This window comes from Bradyrhizobium sp. B097, from assembly GCF_038957035.1.
Taxonomy (GTDB): domain Bacteria; phylum Pseudomonadota; class Alphaproteobacteria; order Rhizobiales; family Xanthobacteraceae; genus Bradyrhizobium.
Genome location: NZ_CP152412.1, coordinates 4,559,884 through 4,576,675, shown reverse-complemented (window position 1 = coordinate 4,576,675; position 16,792 = coordinate 4,559,884). Strand labels below are relative to the sequence as shown.

Annotated in this window: 14 protein-coding genes; 4 read left to right on the top strand and 10 right to left on the bottom strand. The window is 65.5% G+C overall.

Features of this window, described 5'->3' with window-relative positions:
* Positions 1-4: 4 nt before the first annotated feature.
* The 6 genes from hfq to dusB all read right to left on the bottom strand — a co-directional run bounded on the left by hfq (position 5) and on the right by dusB (position 8,299).
* The gene (gene hfq, locus AAFG07_RS21570) at positions 5-253 is read right to left on the bottom strand and encodes an RNA chaperone Hfq (RefSeq protein ID WP_006020546.1); all 249 of its coding nucleotides are present in this window, start codon (positions 251-253) and stop codon (positions 5-7) included.
* 389 nt (positions 254-642) lie between these two features.
* Positions 643-2,013, bottom strand: coding sequence for a sigma-54 dependent transcriptional regulator (locus AAFG07_RS21565; protein WP_342728992.1), 1,371 nt, complete (start codon positions 2,011-2,013; stop codon positions 643-645).
* A 17-nt stretch (positions 2,014-2,030) separates the two neighbouring features.
* Positions 2,031-4,505: a PAS domain-containing sensor histidine kinase gene (locus AAFG07_RS21560; RefSeq protein WP_342728991.1), complete on the bottom strand. Its 2,475-nt coding sequence runs from the start codon at positions 4,503-4,505 to the stop codon at positions 2,031-2,033.
* 177 nt (positions 4,506-4,682) lie between these two features.
* The gene (ntrC, locus tag AAFG07_RS21555; RefSeq protein WP_029084144.1) at positions 4,683-6,125 is read right to left on the bottom strand and encodes a nitrogen regulation protein NR(I); all 1,443 of its coding nucleotides are present in this window, start codon (positions 6,123-6,125) and stop codon (positions 4,683-4,685) included.
* Between the two features lie 9 nt (positions 6,126-6,134).
* The gene (locus tag AAFG07_RS21550) at positions 6,135-7,301 is read right to left on the bottom strand and encodes a nitrogen regulation protein NR(II) (RefSeq protein WP_342728990.1); all 1,167 of its coding nucleotides are present in this window, start codon (positions 7,299-7,301) and stop codon (positions 6,135-6,137) included.
* Positions 7,298-8,299 carry a tRNA dihydrouridine synthase DusB gene (gene dusB, locus AAFG07_RS21545; protein ID WP_342728989.1) on the bottom strand — a complete coding sequence of 334 codons (1,002 nt, stop codon included), beginning with the start codon at positions 8,297-8,299 and terminating at the stop codon, positions 7,298-7,300. Before dusB ends, AAFG07_RS21550 begins: the two co-directional genes overlap by 4 nt.
* A gap of 285 nt (positions 8,300-8,584) precedes the next feature.
* Here dusB and AAFG07_RS21540 point away from each other — a divergent pair, with 285 nt between their 5' ends.
* The 3 genes from AAFG07_RS21540 to AAFG07_RS21530 all read left to right on the top strand — a co-directional run bounded on the left by AAFG07_RS21540 (position 8,585) and on the right by AAFG07_RS21530 (position 10,942).
* Entirely contained in the window at positions 8,585-9,781 is a 1,197-nt protein-coding gene (locus tag AAFG07_RS21540; protein WP_342728988.1) for a bifunctional 2-C-methyl-D-erythritol 4-phosphate cytidylyltransferase/2-C-methyl-D-erythritol 2,4-cyclodiphosphate synthase, read from the top strand.
* 1 nt (position 9,782) lies between these two features.
* Complete coding sequence (locus tag AAFG07_RS21535) at positions 9,783-10,382, top strand: CinA family protein (RefSeq protein WP_342728987.1); 600 nt, start codon at positions 9,783-9,785, stop codon at positions 10,380-10,382.
* A 173-nt stretch (positions 10,383-10,555) separates the two neighbouring features.
* Positions 10,556-10,942 carry a BA14K family protein gene (locus AAFG07_RS21530; RefSeq protein ID WP_342728986.1) on the top strand — a complete coding sequence of 129 codons (387 nt, stop codon included), beginning with the start codon at positions 10,556-10,558 and terminating at the stop codon, positions 10,940-10,942.
* A gap of 177 nt (positions 10,943-11,119) precedes the next feature.
* On the opposite strand, the gene AAFG07_RS21525 is transcribed toward AAFG07_RS21530, so the two are convergent.
* From AAFG07_RS21525 to lipA, 3 genes are all read right to left on the bottom strand, one after another.
* Positions 11,120-11,578 carry an SRPBCC family protein gene (locus AAFG07_RS21525; protein WP_342728985.1) on the bottom strand — a complete coding sequence of 153 codons (459 nt, stop codon included), beginning with the start codon at positions 11,576-11,578 and terminating at the stop codon, positions 11,120-11,122.
* On the bottom strand, positions 11,578-12,117 hold the full coding sequence (locus AAFG07_RS21520; RefSeq protein WP_342728984.1) for a DNA topology modulation protein: 540 nt from the start codon (positions 12,115-12,117) through the stop codon (positions 11,578-11,580). The genes AAFG07_RS21525 and AAFG07_RS21520 overlap by 1 nt, the downstream gene beginning before the upstream one ends.
* A gap of 89 nt (positions 12,118-12,206) precedes the next feature.
* Positions 12,207-13,166 carry a lipoyl synthase gene (lipA, locus tag AAFG07_RS21515; protein ID WP_342728982.1) on the bottom strand — a complete coding sequence of 320 codons (960 nt, stop codon included), beginning with the start codon at positions 13,164-13,166 and terminating at the stop codon, positions 12,207-12,209.
* A gap of 132 nt (positions 13,167-13,298) precedes the next feature.
* On the opposite strand from lipA, the gene AAFG07_RS21510 reads away from it, so the two are divergent.
* A complete protein-coding gene (locus AAFG07_RS21510) occupies positions 13,299-13,904 on the top strand; it encodes a DNA-3-methyladenine glycosylase (RefSeq protein ID WP_342728980.1) in 606 nt (201 codons plus the stop codon).
* A gap of 18 nt (positions 13,905-13,922) precedes the next feature.
* On the opposite strand, the gene AAFG07_RS21505 is transcribed toward AAFG07_RS21510, so the two are convergent.
* The gene (locus AAFG07_RS21505) at positions 13,923-16,790 is read right to left on the bottom strand and encodes a valine--tRNA ligase (protein WP_342728979.1); all 2,868 of its coding nucleotides are present in this window, start codon (positions 16,788-16,790) and stop codon (positions 13,923-13,925) included.
* Positions 16,791-16,792 lie beyond the last annotated feature (2 nt).

Sequence of the window (16,792 nt, the reverse complement as noted above, 5' to 3'; positions counted from 1 at the left end):
ACTCTCAAGCCGGTGCGTCCTCACCACCTTCGAACAGCTGAATCGGAGCGCCGGGCATGATGGTCGAGATCGCGTGCTTGTAGACAAGCTGCGAGTGACCGTCGCGCCGCAGCAGCAAGCAGAAATTGTCGAACCATGTGACAATGCCCTGCAGCTTTACCCCGTTGACCAGAAATATCGTCAGTGGCGTTTTTGTTTTACGAACGTGATTAAGGAAGGTGTCTTGTAGATTTTGTGCGCGGTCTGCCGCCATTGTTTTTGTCCCGCAAGCTTGTGCTTCTTTTTATTGAACCGGTTGCGGCTCTCTGACGGAGCCTCCTCCAGCCGCCCACCTGCCCTGAGATCCCCCTCTGGCAGGCGTAGCGGTAGGATTAGAGGCTACGCGCGGTTTTTAGGCAAGCCGGTTCGCGGTGCAGTCGGGAGGAACACGGTGGCAATTCTAAGAAAGTGCAGGGAAAGAGACGAATATTCTCGTGGAGAGTGGATAAATCCCCCGGCTGTGCCCGCCCTGCCCTGACCTCGCTGGCCGGCCCACCCGGACCCGAGCCTGGCCTTGCATCCCCGGCGGGTGACCGCCGAGGCTTCGCGCCAGACCGCCGGCGATTGCCGGACGGGGCGTATCGGATCAGCCGACCCCGAGCGTTAGCCGACCCCGAGCGCCTTCAGCTTGCGATGCAGCGCCGAGCGCTCCATGCCGACGAACTCCGCGGTGCGCGAAATGTTGCCGGAGAAGCGGCTGATCTGGGCGATCAGATAATCGCGCTCGAACACCTCGCGCGCCTCGCGCAGCGGCAGGCCCATGATGTGCTCGCCATTGTTGGAGGTCGGCATCGCCGGCACCATCGAGCCGACGTCCTGCGGCAGCATGTCGGCGGTGATGATCGCCTCTGGGCCGCCGCCGGCCAGGATCATCACGCGCTCGACATTGTTGCGGAGCTGGCGGACGTTGCCCGGCCAGACATGCGATTGCAGCACGGCCATCGCGTCCTGTCCGATCTGCCGCTTCGGCAGGCCGGTGGCCGCCGAGATCTGGTCCATGAAATAGTCGATCAGCTCGGGGATGTCCTCGCGGCGCTCCGACAGCGGCGGCACCCGGATCGGCACCACCGAGAGGCGATGATAGAGATCCTCGCGGAAACGGCCCGCCGCGATCTCCTCCTCGAGATTGCGCGCGGTCGAGGAGATGATGCGGACGTCGACATGGACCTTGCCGGTGCCGCCCTGGCGCTGGAAGGTTTGATCGACCAGCACGCGCAGGATCTTGTTCTGGGTCTCGCGCGGCATGTCCGCGATCTCGTCGATGAACAGCGTGCCGCCATGCGCTTCCTCGAGCGCACCGGCCTTGCGCTGCTGCTCGCCGTTCGATCCCTCGATGCCGAACAGCTCGATCTCCATGCGCTCCGGCGTGATCGCGGCCGCATTGATCACCACGAACGGCCCCTCGGCGCGCCCGGATGCGTGATGCAGCGTGCGCGCGGCGAGCTCCTTGCCGGCGCCCGAAGGGCCGACGATCAGGATGCGGCTGTTGGCCTTGGCGGCGCGGTCGATGGTCTGGCGCAGCTGGTTCATGCAGGCCGAGCGGCCGGTCAGCACGCTCGCCGCCGGCGCCAGTTGCTTGAGCTCCTTGACCTCGCGCTTGAGCCGCGAGGTCTCCAGCGCCCGCGTCGCCACCAGGATCAGCCGGTCCGACTTGAACGGCTTCTCGATGAAGTCATAGGCACCGCGCTTGATCGCGGCGACGGCGGTTTCGATGTTGCCGTGGCCGGAGATCATCACGACCGGCAGATCGGCATTGTCCTTCTTGATCTGCTCGAGCAGCTGCAGGCCGTCGAGCTTGGAGCCCTGCAGCCAGATGTCGAGGAAGATCAGGTTCGGGCGGCGGTTGGCGATCTCGGCAAGCGCCGAATCGCTGTCGCGCGCGGTGCGCGTGGAGAACCCCTCATCGTCCAGGATACCCGCAACGAGGTCACGAATGTCAGCTTCGTCGTCGACAATCAGAATGTCACTTGCCATGGGTTACACCTGCGTTGTCAGTCGCCCGTCGCGGCTTTGAGTCTTGGCTGTTGGCTTCTTGGCTGTTGCGCATTTGGCTCTTGGTTATTTGGTTCTTGCTGATCGGGTTCTTGGATCGGTTCTTGGATTTTTGGTTCATTGTTGGTCGCCTGTGCCGGGCCGTTGGTCGGCTCTTGCAGCGGATTTTTTTCGCTGACGGGGTCGGATGATTTCACGTCCGGCTTTTGTTCCTTGTTCTCCGGCTTGTTCTCGGGCTTGGCCGCCTGGCCCGTGACGGAAAAGCGCAGCCGCATCCAGGCACCGCGCTGGCCGTCGCGGAAATCGGACGCGTCCTTGAGCTCGATGCGGCCGCCATGGTCCTCGAGAACGCGGCCGACGATCGCAAGTCCAAGACCGGTGCCCTTGGCCCGCGTCGTGACATAGGGCTCGAGCAGCCGCGCACGGGCGACCTTGGGCAGGCCGATGCCGTTGTCGACGACATCGATCAGGATGTCGTCGCCTTCGCGCTGCGCCACGACGTCGATGCGGCCCTTGCCGAGCTCCTCGCGCGGAACCTGCTCGATCGCCTCGGTCGCGTTCTTGATGATGTTGGTCAGCGCCTGCGAGATCAGCCTGCGGTCGAACTGTGCCGGCAGCGGCGACTGCTTGATGTCGGCCTCGATGTCGAGATCGGGATGCGCGACCTTCATCAGGAACACCGCCTGACGGACCACGTCGGCGACGTCCTCGCCTTCCATCACGGGCTTCGGCATCCGCGCAAAGCGCGAGAACTCGTCGACCATGCGCCTGATGTCGTCGACCTGGCGCACGATGGTGTCAGTGCACTGCTCGAAGATCGACTTGTCCTTCTCTTCGGTGATGGTCTTGCCGAACTTGCGGCGGATCCGCTCGGCCGAGAGCTGGATCGGGGTCAGCGGGTTCTTGATCTCGTGGGCAATGCGGCGAGCGACGTCGCCCCAGGCCGAGGTGCGCTGCGCGGAGACCAGTTCGGTGATGTCGTCGAGCGTGATGATGTAGCTGTCGCGGGACTGGCTGGTCTGCTCGGCCGAGACGCGAACCGACAGATTGCGCTCATTGCCGTCGCGCAGGATCGTTACCTGCCCCTGCACCAGGCGCTGCGTGCCCTCGCGCGCGGTCTTCATCATCTCGTCGAGCTCGGGCAGCACGTCCGAGAGCGGATGGCCGAGCGTCTCCGACTCGGCATGCCCGATCAGCTTCTCCGCCGAACGGTTGAGGACGCCGATGGTGCCTGAGGCGTCGACCCCGATGATCCCTGCGCTGGCAGACGACAGCACCGCCTCGATGAAGCGGCGGCGGCTGTCGATGGTCTCGCTGGCATCGACCAGCTCGTTGCGCTGGGTGCGCAGCTCCTGGGTCATCTTGTTGAAGATTTCGCCGAGCAGCGCGAGGTCGCTTGCCGATCTGTGGACCGGCACCTGGACGTCGAGGTTACCGGTCGAAATCTCGCTCGCCGCGCCCATCAGCTGGCGGATCGGCGACACCAGCCCGTTGGCAAAGTTGAGGCCGATCAGCACGGAGGCCATCAGGATGGTCAGCGCGATCACCGCGAACATCAGCGCGAACGCCACCTGGATGCCCAGCCGGCGGGTCTCGAGCTGGGCATATTCGGCGGCGCTGGTCTGGGTCTGCTTGAGCTGGGCAACGACCGCCGGATCAAGCAGGCGAGCCACATAGAGGAAGGTGTCGTCGAAGGTCTTGAGACGGACCACAGAGGCGACATAGCTCTCCGGGAACACTGAGATTTCGGGCTCGGTATCGTTGACCTTGCTCAGAAATTCGGGCGGCGGCAGCGCATAGCTCAGGCTGATCCCGGTCTCGGCGCTCTCCAGGATGTTGCCGTTCTTGTCCATCAGGACCACGACCGGCAGATTGCGCGCGGCCGCGGCGGCGGTCAGGAACTCGCGAAACGAGAGGCGATCCTGGTCGTAGAGCGGCGTCAGGCGCGCACGGGAGATGTCGCTGGCCATGCCCAGGATGTCGCCGCGGATCAGCTGCGCATGCTCCTGCATGTAGGCGCTGGCGATCGTCAGCGAGTTCTGGATCACCTCCTTGGTGGGACCCGAGAACAGCCGGTCGAGGCCGCGCTCGATGGTGACGTTGGCAACGATCGACACCAGCACGGCGGGCAGCACCGCGATCACCGAGAACAGGCCGACGATCTGGACATGCAGCCGCGCCGCCGCCCGGCCGCGCCGCCTCGCCTGCACCATCTGCCAGACTTCGCGGACGATGATGCCGACCAGCAGCAGGATTGTGCCGGCATTGATCATCAGGAAGGAGCGGACCACCTCAGGCGTCGGCTCGATCGGGGTCAGGTTGGTCAGCACCACGAAGGTGAGGAAGCCGGACAGCAGCGCAATCGCCACGGCAAACGGCGCCAGCCAGCGCCGCAGCGGGAAGCCCCGCGCCTCTGCAGTGGGCTCGGCCGGGGGCGCGTGTAACGTTGAAGCGGTGGTCTCTGCGCTGGTCATACCGGCAATTGAGCTGAGTGCGATCGCCCGCGGGAATTGCGAACTGATGCAATCATATCACAATGTTGCCGAATTGCGACATTTCCGCGGCGCAAGCCGAGGTGCGGCGCCGTGTCCTCAAAACCATTTGTGACTGCTCAAAAACGGTAGCGAGGCTCGCACCCCGCCCCGTCAGCCCTACCCGCCGCTCCGGTAGACCTGGATGTCGAGGTCGCGGATCTTCTTGCGCAGGGTATTGCGGTTCAATCCGAGCAGGTCGGCGGCCCGGATCTGGTTGCCGCGGGTCGCCGCCAGCGCGGCGGTCAGCAGCGGAATCTCGATCTCCTTGAGGATGCGGTGGTAGAGGCCCGGCGGCGGCACGCCGTTCGGGAAGCCGGAGAAGTGCGAGGACAGATAGGCCTCCACGGCCCCGCCGAGATTGTCGACGCCGACGGTCGCGGTGCTGCCCGAGGTGACCGCCGGCGGCGCCAGCTCGCCGTCGATGACCGAGGCGGTGATGACGTCCTGCGGATACAGCGCGGCGAGCCGCCGGGCGAGGTTTTCCAGCTCGCGGACGTTGCCCGGCCAGCGGTGCTGCTTGAGCCGTTCCAGCGCCTGGGTGTCGAGCTTCTTCGGCGGCAGGCCGTCCTTCTCGGCGAGCGAGAAGAAGTGCCGGATCAGGTCGGGCAGATCCTCGATCCGCTCGCGCAGCGGCGGCAGCCGTAGCGGCACCACGTTGAGGCGGAAGAACAGATCTTCACGGAACAGGCCCTGCTGGATCAGGATGCGCAGATCCTTGTTGGAGGCCGCGACGATGCGCACGTCGGTCTTGATCGGCGTGCGGCCGCCGACGGTGGTGTATTCGCCCTGCTGCAGCACGCGGAGCAGACGGGTCTGCGCCTCCATCGGCATGTCGCCGATCTCGTCGAGGAACAGCGTGCCGCCCTCGGCCTGCTCGAAGCGGCCGGAGGCGCGGGTGTTGGCGCCGGTGAACGCACCGCGCTCATGGCCGAACAATTCGGATTCGATCAGGTCGCGCGGGATCGCCGCCATGTTGACCGCGACGAACGGGCCGTTGCGGCGCCGGCCGTAGTCGTGCAGCGCGCGGGCGACCAGCTCCTTGCCGGTGCCTGACTCGCCCGAGATCATCACGGTGAGATCGGTCTGCATCAGCCGCGCCAGCACGCGGTAGATCTCCTGCATCGCCGGCGAGCGGCCGACCAGCGGGATCGAGTCGAACTCGCCGTCGTCGGCGGGACTGGAGACCCGCTCCTTCGGCTCGGCCAGCGCGCGGCCGACGATGGTGATCAGCTCCTTCAGGTCGAACGGCTTCGGCAGATATTCATAGGCGCCGCGCTCGGAGGCGCGGATCGCGGTCATGAAGGTGTTCTGTGCGCTCATCACGATGACAGGCAGGTTCGGCCGCATCTTCTTGATCCGCGGCAGCAGATCGAACGCGTTCTCGTCGGGCATCACCACGTCGGTGATGACGAGATCGCCCTCGCCCTGGCTGACCCAGCGCCACAGCGTGGCAGCGTTACCGGTCAGGCGCACCTCATAGCCGGCGCGCGACAGCGCCTGGTTCAGGACGGTCCGGATGGCGGTGTCGTCGTCAGCGACAAGTATGCTACCTGCAGGCATTGTTGTTCCTCATCGTGAGGCAGGCGAGGACGTACCCGGAACGTCATCGCGGTTGCTATGGTCGTGTTGCTTGGCGGCGCTGTACATCGGCATCAGCACGCGGAAGATGGTCTTGCGCGGCTGCGACTCGCATTCGATGATGCCGCCGTGATCGCCGACGATCTTGGCGACCAGCGCGAGGCCGAGCCCGCTGCCGGTCTGCTTGGTGGTGACGAAGGGATCGAACAGGTTCGGCAACAGGTCTTCCGGCACGCCACTGCCGTTGTCCTTGACGCAGAATTCCAGCGGCAGCGAGACCCGCGATTTCTTGCCTGGCACCGACAGCCGCACGCCGGGCCGGAACGCCGTGGTGAGGTGGATCTCCGCATCGGTACCGAGATCGGCAACCGCTTCAGCCGCGTTCTTCACCAGGTTGAGGAACACCTGGATCAGCTGGTCCTGGTTGGCCAGCACCGGCGGCAGCGACGGATCATAGTCCTCGATGAAGCGGACGTTGCGCGCGAAGCCGGACTGCGCGAGGCGCTTCACATGGTCGAGCACGGAATGGATGTTGACCGGGCCACGCGCCACCGGACGGTCGTCGCCGAACACTTCCATGCGGTCGACCAGCGTCACGATGCGGTCTGCCTCGTCGCAGATCAGCCGCGTCAACAGCCGGTCCTCGGAGGATGCCTGCTGCTCCAGCAACTGCGCGGCGCCGCGGATGCCGGACAGCGGATTCTTGATCTCATGGGCGAGCATCGCGGCCAGCGCGATCACTGAGCGCGCCGCGCTGCGATGGGTGAGCTGGCGGTCCATCTTGTCGGCGATGGTGCGCTCCTGCAGCATCACCACGATATGTCCGGGCCGCTCGGTCAGCGGCGCGACGTGCAGGTCGACCTGACGATCGCCGCCGATCCGTGGCGTGCCGAGATCGACCTTGTATTCATTGACCGGCGAGCCGCTCGCCCGCACCTGCTCGATCAGCGCGAGCAGCGGACTGCCGAACGGCACCAGTTCCTTCAGCGACTGCCGGCGCAAGAACTGCGTCGAGATCTCGAAGAAGGATTCGGCGGCGATGTTGGCATCGACGATCCGTCCGTCGGGTGCGACCAGCAGCACCGGATTGGGCAGCGCGTTGAGGATGGCCTCGCCGTCGGTGGGCACGGGCCGGCGAAATTCCATGGCTGACGTCATGCGGCAGCACTCCAGGCAAAGTCGTCATAGGCGTCCTCGAGCGCGCGATGCACGCTGGACGGCTGCTCCGAGGTCAGGATCGCCTGCCGCCAGGTCTTCAACGTTGCCGCCGGCGCGCAGCTATAGGTCGCAGCAGTCTCCAGCGCCCAGCCGAGATGCTTGCGCGCATGCCTGAGTCCGATGCGCAGGCCATAGTGGCTGCAGACCTCGTCATAGAGCGCGCGAACATGCTTGAGCTGCTCGGCGAGCGACGGCGCAGCCTCGGCGACGCCGGTCTCGAGCCGGCGACCGATCTGGCCGGGCAGCCAGGGCTGGCCCTGCGCGCCGCGGCCGATCATGACGGCGTCGGCGCCCGACATCTCCAGCGCGCCGAGAGCCTTGTCGAACGAGGTGATGTCGCCATTGACCACGACCGGGATCGTGACGGCGTCCTTGACCGCGCGCACCGCGTTCCAGTTGGCCTCGCCCTTGTAGAACTGGCAGCGCGTGCGGCCATGCACGGTGATCATCTGCACGCCAGATGCCTCGGCGCGGCGCGCGAGTTCGGGCGCATTGAGCGAGCGATCGTCCCAGCCGAGCCGCATCTTCAGGGTCACCGGCACCTTGACCGCCGACAGCGTCGCCTCGATCAGCGTCACCGCGTGGTCGAGGTCGCGCATCAGGGCCGAGCCTGACTGGCCGCCGGTCACGTGGCGCGCCGGGCAGCCCATATTGATATCGATGATGTCGGCGCCGGCGCCCTCGGCGATCCGCGCGCCCTCCGCCATCCAATGGGTCTCGCAGCCGGCGAGCTGAACCACATGCGGCCCGATCCCGGCTGCCTCACAACGCAGCTTCGACGTCGGTTTGCCGTTCACCAGATCGTCGCTGGCGGTCATCTCGGAGACCACCAGCCCGGCGCCCAAACTGGCGGCGAGTCGCCGGAAGGGCGCGTCGGTGATGCCGGACATGGGCGCGAGGAGAACCCGGTTGGCGACAGCAATGTCGCCTATCTTCAATGGGTTACGAGGAGTACTTTGCACGCCGGTCACAGCCGTCTCGTCGTTCTGTCAGCCACGCCATTGCAGCTGACGCCGTCTATTCTGCGCACAATTCTTGTGCAGTCAAGGCTCATGCCTACGGTTTAGACATTCCTACCATCAGTGCAGGTGCACTGCAACAAAATCCGCTTTTCCCACAGTCATCGCAAACGCTCTGTTTTTGCGCAGCGGTCATGCTAAGGGCTGTGCGCGGCGGTCCCCCGCCGCTCCCCTCATCCCCGATTCGTCTGTCACTGGTTCAATATGTCGAAGCCTGAGCGTACCGCAGCCATCCTTGTCGCAGCCGGCCGTGGACTGCGCGCCGGCACAGGCGGACCAAAGCAGTACCGGACGATCGGCGGACAGACGGTGATCTACCGCGCCATGGAGGCGTTCTCCGGACACCCCGACGTGTTTGCGGTGCAGCCGGTGGTCAATCCCGATGATGCCGCGCTGTTCGACGAAGCGGTGGCTGGCCTCCGCCATCAACCGCCGACGCCGGGCGGCGCGACCCGGCAGGCCTCAGTCCATGCCGGGCTCGAGGCGCTCGCCGGCGAGAAGCCCGACATCGTCTTGATCCACGATGCCGCGCGCCCCTTCGTCACCGCGGCCGTGATCTCGCGCGCGATCGCCGCGGCCGGCCGGACCGGTGCTGCGATCCCCGTCATTCCCGTCACCGACACGATCAAGCTCACCGGCGATACCGGCGATGTCGAGGCGACGCCGGAGCGTGCTCGCTTGCGGATCGCGCAGACGCCACAGGCATTTCGTTTCGACGTAATATTGGAGGCGCATCGTCGTGCCGCGCGCGAGGGCCGCAGCGATTTCACCGACGATGCCGCGCTTGCTGAATGGGCGGGATTGACCGTTGCGACGTTTGAAGGCGATGCTGCCAACATGAAACTCACCACCCCCGAAGATTTCGTGCGCGAGGAAGCGCGGCTCGCAAGCCAGCTCGGCGACATCAGGACCGGCACCGGCTACGACGTGCACGCCTTTGGCGACGGCGACCATGTCATGATCTGCGGCGTGCGCGTGCCGCATACCAAAGGCTTCCTGGCCCATTCCGACGGCGATGTCGGGCTGCATGCGCTGGTCGACGCGATCCTCGGCGCGCTGGCCGATGGCGACATCGGTTCGCACTTCCCGCCGAGCGACGCCAAGTGGAAGGGCGCCTCCTCCGACCAGTTCCTGAAATACGCCGTCGAGCGCGTCACCGCGCGCGGTGGCCGGATCGCCAATCTCGAGGTGACGCTGATCTGCGAGCGGCCGAAGATCGGGCCGCTGCGCGACACCATGCGGGCGAAGATCGCGGAGATCTCCGGCGTCCACATCTCGCGCGTGGCGGTCAAGGCCACCACCAGCGAGCGGCTCGGCTTCACCGGCCGCGAGGAAGGCATCGCGGCAACCGCAAGCGCCACGGTCCGTTTGCCCTGGGATGAAAAAGGCTGGGGTGCCTGACATGGGCGGCAGCGACGCTCGTGCCCTCTCCCGCGCGCTGCTCGACCTGTGCCGGATGCGCAAGCTGACCATCGCGACCGCCGAATCCTGTACCGGCGGCCTGGTCGCGGGCGCGCTCACCGATATCCCCGGCTCTTCCGACGTGATCGACCGCGGCTTCGTCACCTATTCGAACGAGGCCAAGCGGGCGATGCTCGGCGTCAAGGCGGCAACGCTGGAGACGTTCGGCGCGGTCAGCAAGGAAACCGCGACCGCGATGGCGATCGGCGCACTGGAAAAGGCCGGCGTCGACCTTGCGGTCTCGATCACCGGGATCGCGGGCCCTGGCGGCGCGACGCCGGGCAAGCCGGTCGGCCTGGTGCACTTCGCCGTCGCCGCGCGCGACGGCCGCATCGTTCATCGGGAGCAACGATTTGGCGCGATCGGCCGCAGCACGGTGCGGCAGCGCTCGGTGGTCGAGGCGCTCCGCATGCTGATGGAGCTCGCGCGGCCGCCGCAGGCCGCAAAGCCGCGGCGCGAGGCTGCCAGCCGATTGCGGCCGCGCGTGGCCCGGTCGCCGCGAAGCCACGCCGCGAAGCGCCGGCGGCCGCCACGCGGATAGGCCTGCGCAAGGCGAGTCGCGCGAAGGCCAACCTCACACACCCCTCAAGTCAACTGCGACCCAGTGCCGCCTATCTCAGGTGGAACTGCGACGTCGCCTCGCCGTTTTCTATTGTTCCAACTCTGCTGTTTGAATTGTTTGTGCAAACAGCAAAATCCCACAACAAGGAGAAAATGATGAAGTTGGGAACTTTGGTCGTGGCCGCAATCACCTCTGGCGCCATGACGCTGTCGACTATTGCCCCCTCGTTTGCCGCACCGCTCGCGCCCGCGCGGTTGCAGGACCGGCCGACCTCCGTCGAGCACGTGCAGTATCGTCACTGGCATGGCGGCCCGCGTCACGGCTACCGCGGCGGCTACTACGGTTATCGCCATGGCGGCGGTGGAAACGGCGCGGCGATCATCGGCGGGCTTGCAGCCGGCGCGATCATCGGCGGCGCCATCGCGGCGAGCCAGGCCAAAGCCAACAACGACGCCTACTGCTCCCAGCGTTTCCGCACCTACGACCCGGCTTCGGGGACCTACATCGCGTCCGGCGGCGTGCGGCGTTCCTGCCCGTAAAGAACAACCATCCTTTCCTTCATTGCGAGCCAACGGGTCGCGCGAACGCGCGCCCGATGACAGGCTCCGCGAAGCAATCCATTTCATCACCTGCGACGGCATGGATTGCTTCGTCGCTTCCGCGCAAAATTGCTCTGCAATTTTGTCGCGAGCTCCTCGCAATGACGGAGACGTTGGCTAGGCCGGCTTGCCGTAGACTTGGTCGGCGCGCTTCTCGAACGCGGCGGCAAAGCGCGAGAATGCGGCGTCGAACATCGAGCCCATCAGCATCGCCAGCATCCGGCTTTTGAATTCGTAGTTCAGGAAGAAGCCGACATCGCATTCGGTGTCCGACTTCGGCTCAAAACTCCAGCGGTTCTCCAGATTGCTGAACGGGCCGCGCAGATATTCGACCAGGATCTTCAGGTTGGGCCGGTCGAGCGTCACTCTGCTGGTGAAGGTTTCCCGCACCAGCTTGAACGAGACCGTCATGTCGGCGACCACGACCTCGGTGCCGTCGTCCTTGGGCGTCCGCTGGCGGACCTTGAGCGCCTGGCACAGCGGGACGAATTCCGGATAGCGCTCGACGTCGGCGACCAAATCGAACATTTGAGGTGCGGTGTGGCGGACCCGCCGCTTGCTTGAGAATCGTGGCATCAGTGGATACTCGCACGGTTTTGCTGGCGCGCGAGACGCTTCAGATAGTCGTCCGCCTGGGCTCGATCGGTGAAGCAGACCAGCGATTGATCGGCGCGCAAGCCCGAAAAATATTCGATCAGCTTCGGCCGCTGCTGCTGACGATAGGTCCAGACATAGCGGAAGAATTCGAGATCGATCTTCTCCGGGCAACCTTCCGCCATCTCAGGGCGAACCTGGCCATAGCTGCCGGCGATCCGCCCCAGGATTCCGAGCATGCAGGTCAGCCGTGGCAGATCGAACCAGATGATCGTATCGGAGAGCTTCCGGCGCAGTTCGCCTGCACCGCTCCTCATGTAGTTCCCATCCATGATCCAGCGCGGCGCTTGCGTGACCTCGATCATGCGGCGCTCGAATTCATCCTTGTCGGACTCGACCCAGCCCGGCTTCCAGAACAACGCGTCGATCGACACGGTCGGGATGCCCGTCATGGCGGACAGCCGTCGCGCAAAGGTCGACTTGCCGGACCCCGACGATCCCATCACCAGCACGCGTTGCATTGGTCCCGTCCAAGATTCGGTCAAGGTTCGGTCGAGGCTCGATCAGGCAACGGCGCGTGGCGGCGCCGGCCTCCTGCCGTTTACAAAATCTAGCGGCCGCGAGCCGTGCGCGCCGCCTGCAGCTTCGCAAAATCCTCGCCGGCATGATGCGACGAGCGCGTCAGCGGACTCGCCGACACCATCAGAAAACCCTTGGTATAGGCGACACGCTCGTAGCCCGCGAATTCGTCCGGCGTCACGTAGCGCATCACGGCGTGATGCTTGCGCGACGGCTGCAAATACTGGCCGATGGTCAGGAAGTCGACTTCGGCCGAGCGCAGATCGTCCATCACCTGCTGCACCTCGTGCCGCTCCTCGCCGAGGCCGACCATGATGCCCGACTTGGTGAAGATGGTCGGGTCCATCTCCTTGACCCGCTGCAGCAGCCGGATCGAATGGAAATAGCGCGCGCCGGGACGGACCGTCAGATAGCGCGACGGCACGGTTTCCAGATTGTGGTTGAAGACGTCGGGCTTCGCCGCCACCACGCGTTCGAGCGCCCCGTCCTTGCGCAGGAAGTCCGGTGTCAGGATCTCGATCGTGGTGGTCGGGCAGCGCGCGCGGATCGCGCGGATGGTCTGCGCAAAATGCTCGGCGCCGCCGTCGGCGAGATCGTCGCGATCCACCGATGTGATCACGACATGGGTCAGACCCAGCTTCGAGACCGCCTCGGCGACGTATTCGGGCTCATGGGCATCGAGCGCGCCGGGCATGCCGGTCTTGACGTTGCAGAACGCACAGGCGCGGGTGCAGGTGTCGCCCATGATCATGAAGGTGGCGTGCTTCTTGTCCCAGCATTCGCCGATGTTGGGGCAGCCCGCCTCCTCGCACACCGTGACGAGGCCGTTCTCCTTCACGATCCGGCGCGTTTCGGCATAGCCGCGCGTGTTCGGCGCGCGGACCCGGATCCAGTCCGGCTTCGGCGGCGACACGGCATCCGGCCGGTTCACCTTTTCGGGGTGGCGCGGGCGGAGCTGAGTGGTGGAGATGGTGTCGACGATGGTGACCATTTGTGCCTGCAAGTCGCGAGAGGCCATAGCTAATCGGTGTTGACGCGGCTCGCAACCCGCCCTGCGACCCTAGCAGATCAGCCCATATATTGGCAGTCTTGCGGTCTGTTCCACGCCGATTCCCACCTCAAAATGGCTCAAAAACCCCGATCGACCCGTGCGACCGCGCCGCGCCTCGGCAAAGCTCTGAAACGCGCCTTCTTCGATCGCAGCGTTCATGAGGTCGCGCCCGACCTGATCGGCGCGACCTTCCTGGTCGGCGGTGTCGGCGGCATCATCACCGAGATCGAGGCCTACCATCACACCGAGCCGGCGGCCCACTCCTTCAACGGACCGACCCCGCGTAACCAGATCATGTTCGGCCCGCCGGGCTTCTCCTATGTCTACCGCTCCTACGGCATCCATTGGTGCGTCAACTTCGTCTGCGAGGCGCCGGGCTCGGCCAGCGCCGTGCTGATCCGCGCGCTCGAGCCGACCCACGGCTTGGCGGCCATGCGCCGGCGGCGCGGGCTGGAGGATGAGCGCGCCTTGTGCTCGGGGCCCGGCAAGCTCTGCGAGGCGCTCGGCATCACCATCGCACATAGCGAATTGCCACTCGACCGTCCGCCGATCGCGCTCCACGCGCGGCTAGAGGTGCCCGACATCGTCACCGGATTGCGGATCGGCATCACCAAAGCCGTCGACCTGCCCTGGCGCTACGGGCTGAAGGGATCGAAATTCCTCAGCAAGCGGTTCTGAGCGTCACCGCGTTGCCCGCTATGATGCCCGCTTCAGCAGCTCGATCGCCTCGAGGATCTTGGCCCGGCGCTCCGTTGCTGCCGCGCGCTTTTCCTTCTCTTCCTCGACGAGGTCTTCCGGCGCGTTGGCGACGAACTTCTCGTTGGAGAGTTTCGCGTCGACCCGTTTGATGTCGGCGTCGGCCTTGCCGAGCTCCTTCTCCAGCCGCGCCCGCTCGGCAGCAAGATCGATTACGCCCTTCAGCGGCAGCGCGACGACTTCGCCGCGCACCAGCAGCTGCATGGCGCCTTCAGGCGCGGCGTTCGCAAAGGAAATCTCCGACAATCGCGCGAGGCGCTTGATGGTGTCGTTCCAGCGCTGGGCGCGGTCGCGCGTCTCGTCGGAGGTGGTCACGATCACGAGCGGCGTCAGCGTCGACGGCGGGATGTTCATTTCCGCCTTCACCGACCGCATCGCGGTGACGAGATCGACCACCCAGCCGATCTCGGCTTCGGCTGCGGGATCGCTGAACTCGTCCGCGTCGAGCGCGGCAATGACCGGCGGAATGATCGGATCGACAATCGGACCTGCGGTTGCGATCGCCGCCAGCTGCTCGCCGGTCACGCCCTGCTTGCGGGGCCAGGGCGCCAGCACCAGGAGGCCGTCGCGCTTGGCGGTCACGGCCCACAGCTCTTCGGTGATGAAGGGCATGAACGGATGCAGCAGCTTGAGAATCTCGTCGCGGGTCCAGGCGATCATGGCGCGGGTCTCGGCCTTGGCCGCTCCCTCCTCACCCATCAGCACCGGCTTTGCCAGCTCGAGATACCAGTCGCAGAACACGTTCCAGACGAAGCGGTAGATCGCGCCGGCCGCATCGTTGAAGCGATGATCCTCGATCGTCTCGGTCACCTCGCGGGTGACCCGCGAGGTTTCGTGCGCGATCCAGCGGTTCAACGTCTCCTTGGCGCCCTTCGGATCGAAACCGTCCGGCTTCACGCACTCGTTCATCTCGGCAAAGCGGCAGGCGTTCCAGAACTTCGTCGCGAAGTTGCGGTTGGTCTCGACCAGATGCGGCGACAGGCGGATGTCATGGCCCTGCGCCGCCTCGCGCGTCAGCGCGAAGCGCAGCGCGTCGGCGCCGAAATCGTCGATCACACCGAGCGGGTCGATGACGTTGCCCTTCGACTTCGACATCTTGGCGCCCTTCTCGTCACGGACGAGACGGTGGATGTAGACGGTCGAGAACGGCGCCTCCTTCATGAAATGAAGGCCCATCATCATCATGCGGGCGACCCAGAAGAAGATGATGTCGAAGCCCGTGACCAGCGTGTTGGTCGGGTAGTAGCGCGCGACCTCCGGCGTGTCGTCCGGCCAGCCCAGCGTCGAGAACGGCCACAGCGCCGAGGAGAACCAGGTGTCGAGCACGTCCTCGTCGCGCGTGATGAAGCCCTCGCGCTTGGCGGGCTCGACCGCCATGTCGTGGCCCTGCTCCGGCGTGATGACTTCCTGCTCGACGTAGTAGCCGAGCGCGTTGCCGACTGCCTCTTCCTCGGTCTCGGCGACGAACACCTTGCCGTCGGGCCCGTACCAGGCGGGGATCTGATGGCCCCACCAGAGCTGGCGCGAGATGCACCAGGGCTGGATGTTCTCCATCCACTCGAAATAGGTCTTTTCCCAGTTCTTCGGCACGAACGTAGTCTCGCCCGAGCGCACCGCCGCCATCGCCGGCTGCGCCAGCGTCTTGGCGTCGACATACCACTGGTCGGTGAGGTACGGCTCGATCACGACATTGGAGCGGTCGCCATGCGGCACCATGTGGGTGTTGGGTTCGATCCGCTCGAGGAAACCGAACTCCTCCAGCCTTGCGACGATCTTCTTGCGCGCGGCGAAGCGCTCGATGCCGTGAAACTCTGCCGCGAATTCGTCGGCGCCCGCCGGCAGGCCGCGCAGATAGTCCTCGTTGCCGGTGAGATTCAGGCAGCCTTCCTGGTCCAGCACGCTGATCTGCGGCAGGCCATGACGCTTGCCGATCTCAAAATCGTTGAAGTCGTGCGCCGGCGTCACCTTGACCGCGCCCGAGCCCTTCTCCGGATCTGAATAGTCGTCGGCGACGATCGGAATCTTGCGGCCGACCAGCGGCAGGATCACATGCTGGCCGACCAGATCGGTGTAGCGCTCATCGTCCGGATGCACTGCGACCGCGGTATCGCCGAGCATCGTCTCCGGACGCGTGGTCGCGACCACGATGAACGATTTGGGATCCTCGGGGCTGAAGCTGCGCCCCTCGATCGGATAGCGCAGGTACCAGAGATGGCCCTTGACCTCGACCTGCTGCACTTCGAGATCGGAGATCGCGGTGAGCAGCTTCGGGTCCCAATTGACCAGGCGCTTGTCCTTGTAGATCAGGCCCTGGCGGTGCAGCTCGACGAACACCTTGACGACGGCGCGCGACAGGCCCTCGTCCATGGTGAAGCGCTCGCGCGACCAGTCGCAGGAGGCGCCGAGGCGCTTGAGTTGGTTGACGATGGTGCCGCCGCTCTCGGCCTTCCACTGCCAGACCCGCTCGAGGAACTTGGCGCGGCCCATGTCGCGCCGGCCCGGCTCCTGCCGTTCCATCAGCTGGCGCTCGACCACCATCTGGGTGGCGATGCCGGCATGGTCGGTGCCGGGCTGCCACAGCACGTCACGGCCGCGCATCCGCTCGAAGCGGCACAGGATGTCCTGCAGCGTGTTGTTGAGCGCATGGCCCATGTGCAGCGAGCCGGTCACGTTCGGCGGCGGGATCACGATGGTGAAAGGCTGGGCGTCCTTGCGCTCGGGCCGGCCGGCCTTGAACGCACCGCTCTCCTCCCAGAGCTGGGCCATCCGGAGCTCGATATCGGCAGGCTGGTAGTTTTTCTCGATCATGA

Excerpts from the sequence above, each read along its gene's own strand:
- AAFG07_RS21535 (WP_342728987.1), top strand. The coding sequence starts at position 9,783 with ATGGGCGGCAGCGACGCTCGTGCCCTCTCCCGCGCGCTGCTCGACCTG.
- ntrC (WP_029084144.1), bottom strand. The coding sequence starts at position 6,125 with ATGCCTGCAGGTAGCATACTTGTCGCTGACGACGACACCGCCATCCGG.
- AAFG07_RS21565 (WP_342728992.1), bottom strand. The coding sequence starts at position 2,013 with ATGGCAAGTGACATTCTGATTGTCGACGACGAAGCTGACATTCGTGAC.
- AAFG07_RS21505 (WP_342728979.1), bottom strand. The coding sequence starts at position 16,790 with ATGATCGAGAAAAACTACCAGCCTGCCGATATCGAGCTCCGGATGGCC.
- AAFG07_RS21530 (WP_342728986.1), top strand. The coding sequence starts at position 10,556 with ATGATGAAGTTGGGAACTTTGGTCGTGGCCGCAATCACCTCTGGCGCC.
- lipA (WP_342728982.1), bottom strand. The coding sequence starts at position 13,166 with ATGGTCACCATCGTCGACACCATCTCCACCACTCAGCTCCGCCCGCGC.
- AAFG07_RS21510 (WP_342728980.1), top strand. The coding sequence starts at position 13,299 with ATGGCTCAAAAACCCCGATCGACCCGTGCGACCGCGCCGCGCCTCGGC.
- hfq (WP_006020546.1), bottom strand. The coding sequence starts at position 253 with ATGGCGGCAGACCGCGCACAAAATCTACAAGACACCTTCCTTAATCAC.
- AAFG07_RS21560 (WP_342728991.1), bottom strand. The coding sequence starts at position 4,505 with ATGACCAGCGCAGAGACCACCGCTTCAACGTTACACGCGCCCCCGGCC.
- AAFG07_RS21520 (WP_342728984.1), bottom strand. The coding sequence starts at position 12,117 with ATGCAACGCGTGCTGGTGATGGGATCGTCGGGGTCCGGCAAGTCGACC.
- AAFG07_RS21525 (WP_342728985.1), bottom strand. The coding sequence starts at position 11,578 with ATGCCACGATTCTCAAGCAAGCGGCGGGTCCGCCACACCGCACCTCAA.
- AAFG07_RS21550 (WP_342728990.1), bottom strand. The coding sequence starts at position 7,301 with ATGACGTCAGCCATGGAATTTCGCCGGCCCGTGCCCACCGACGGCGAG.
- AAFG07_RS21540 (WP_342728988.1), top strand. The coding sequence starts at position 8,585 with ATGTCGAAGCCTGAGCGTACCGCAGCCATCCTTGTCGCAGCCGGCCGT.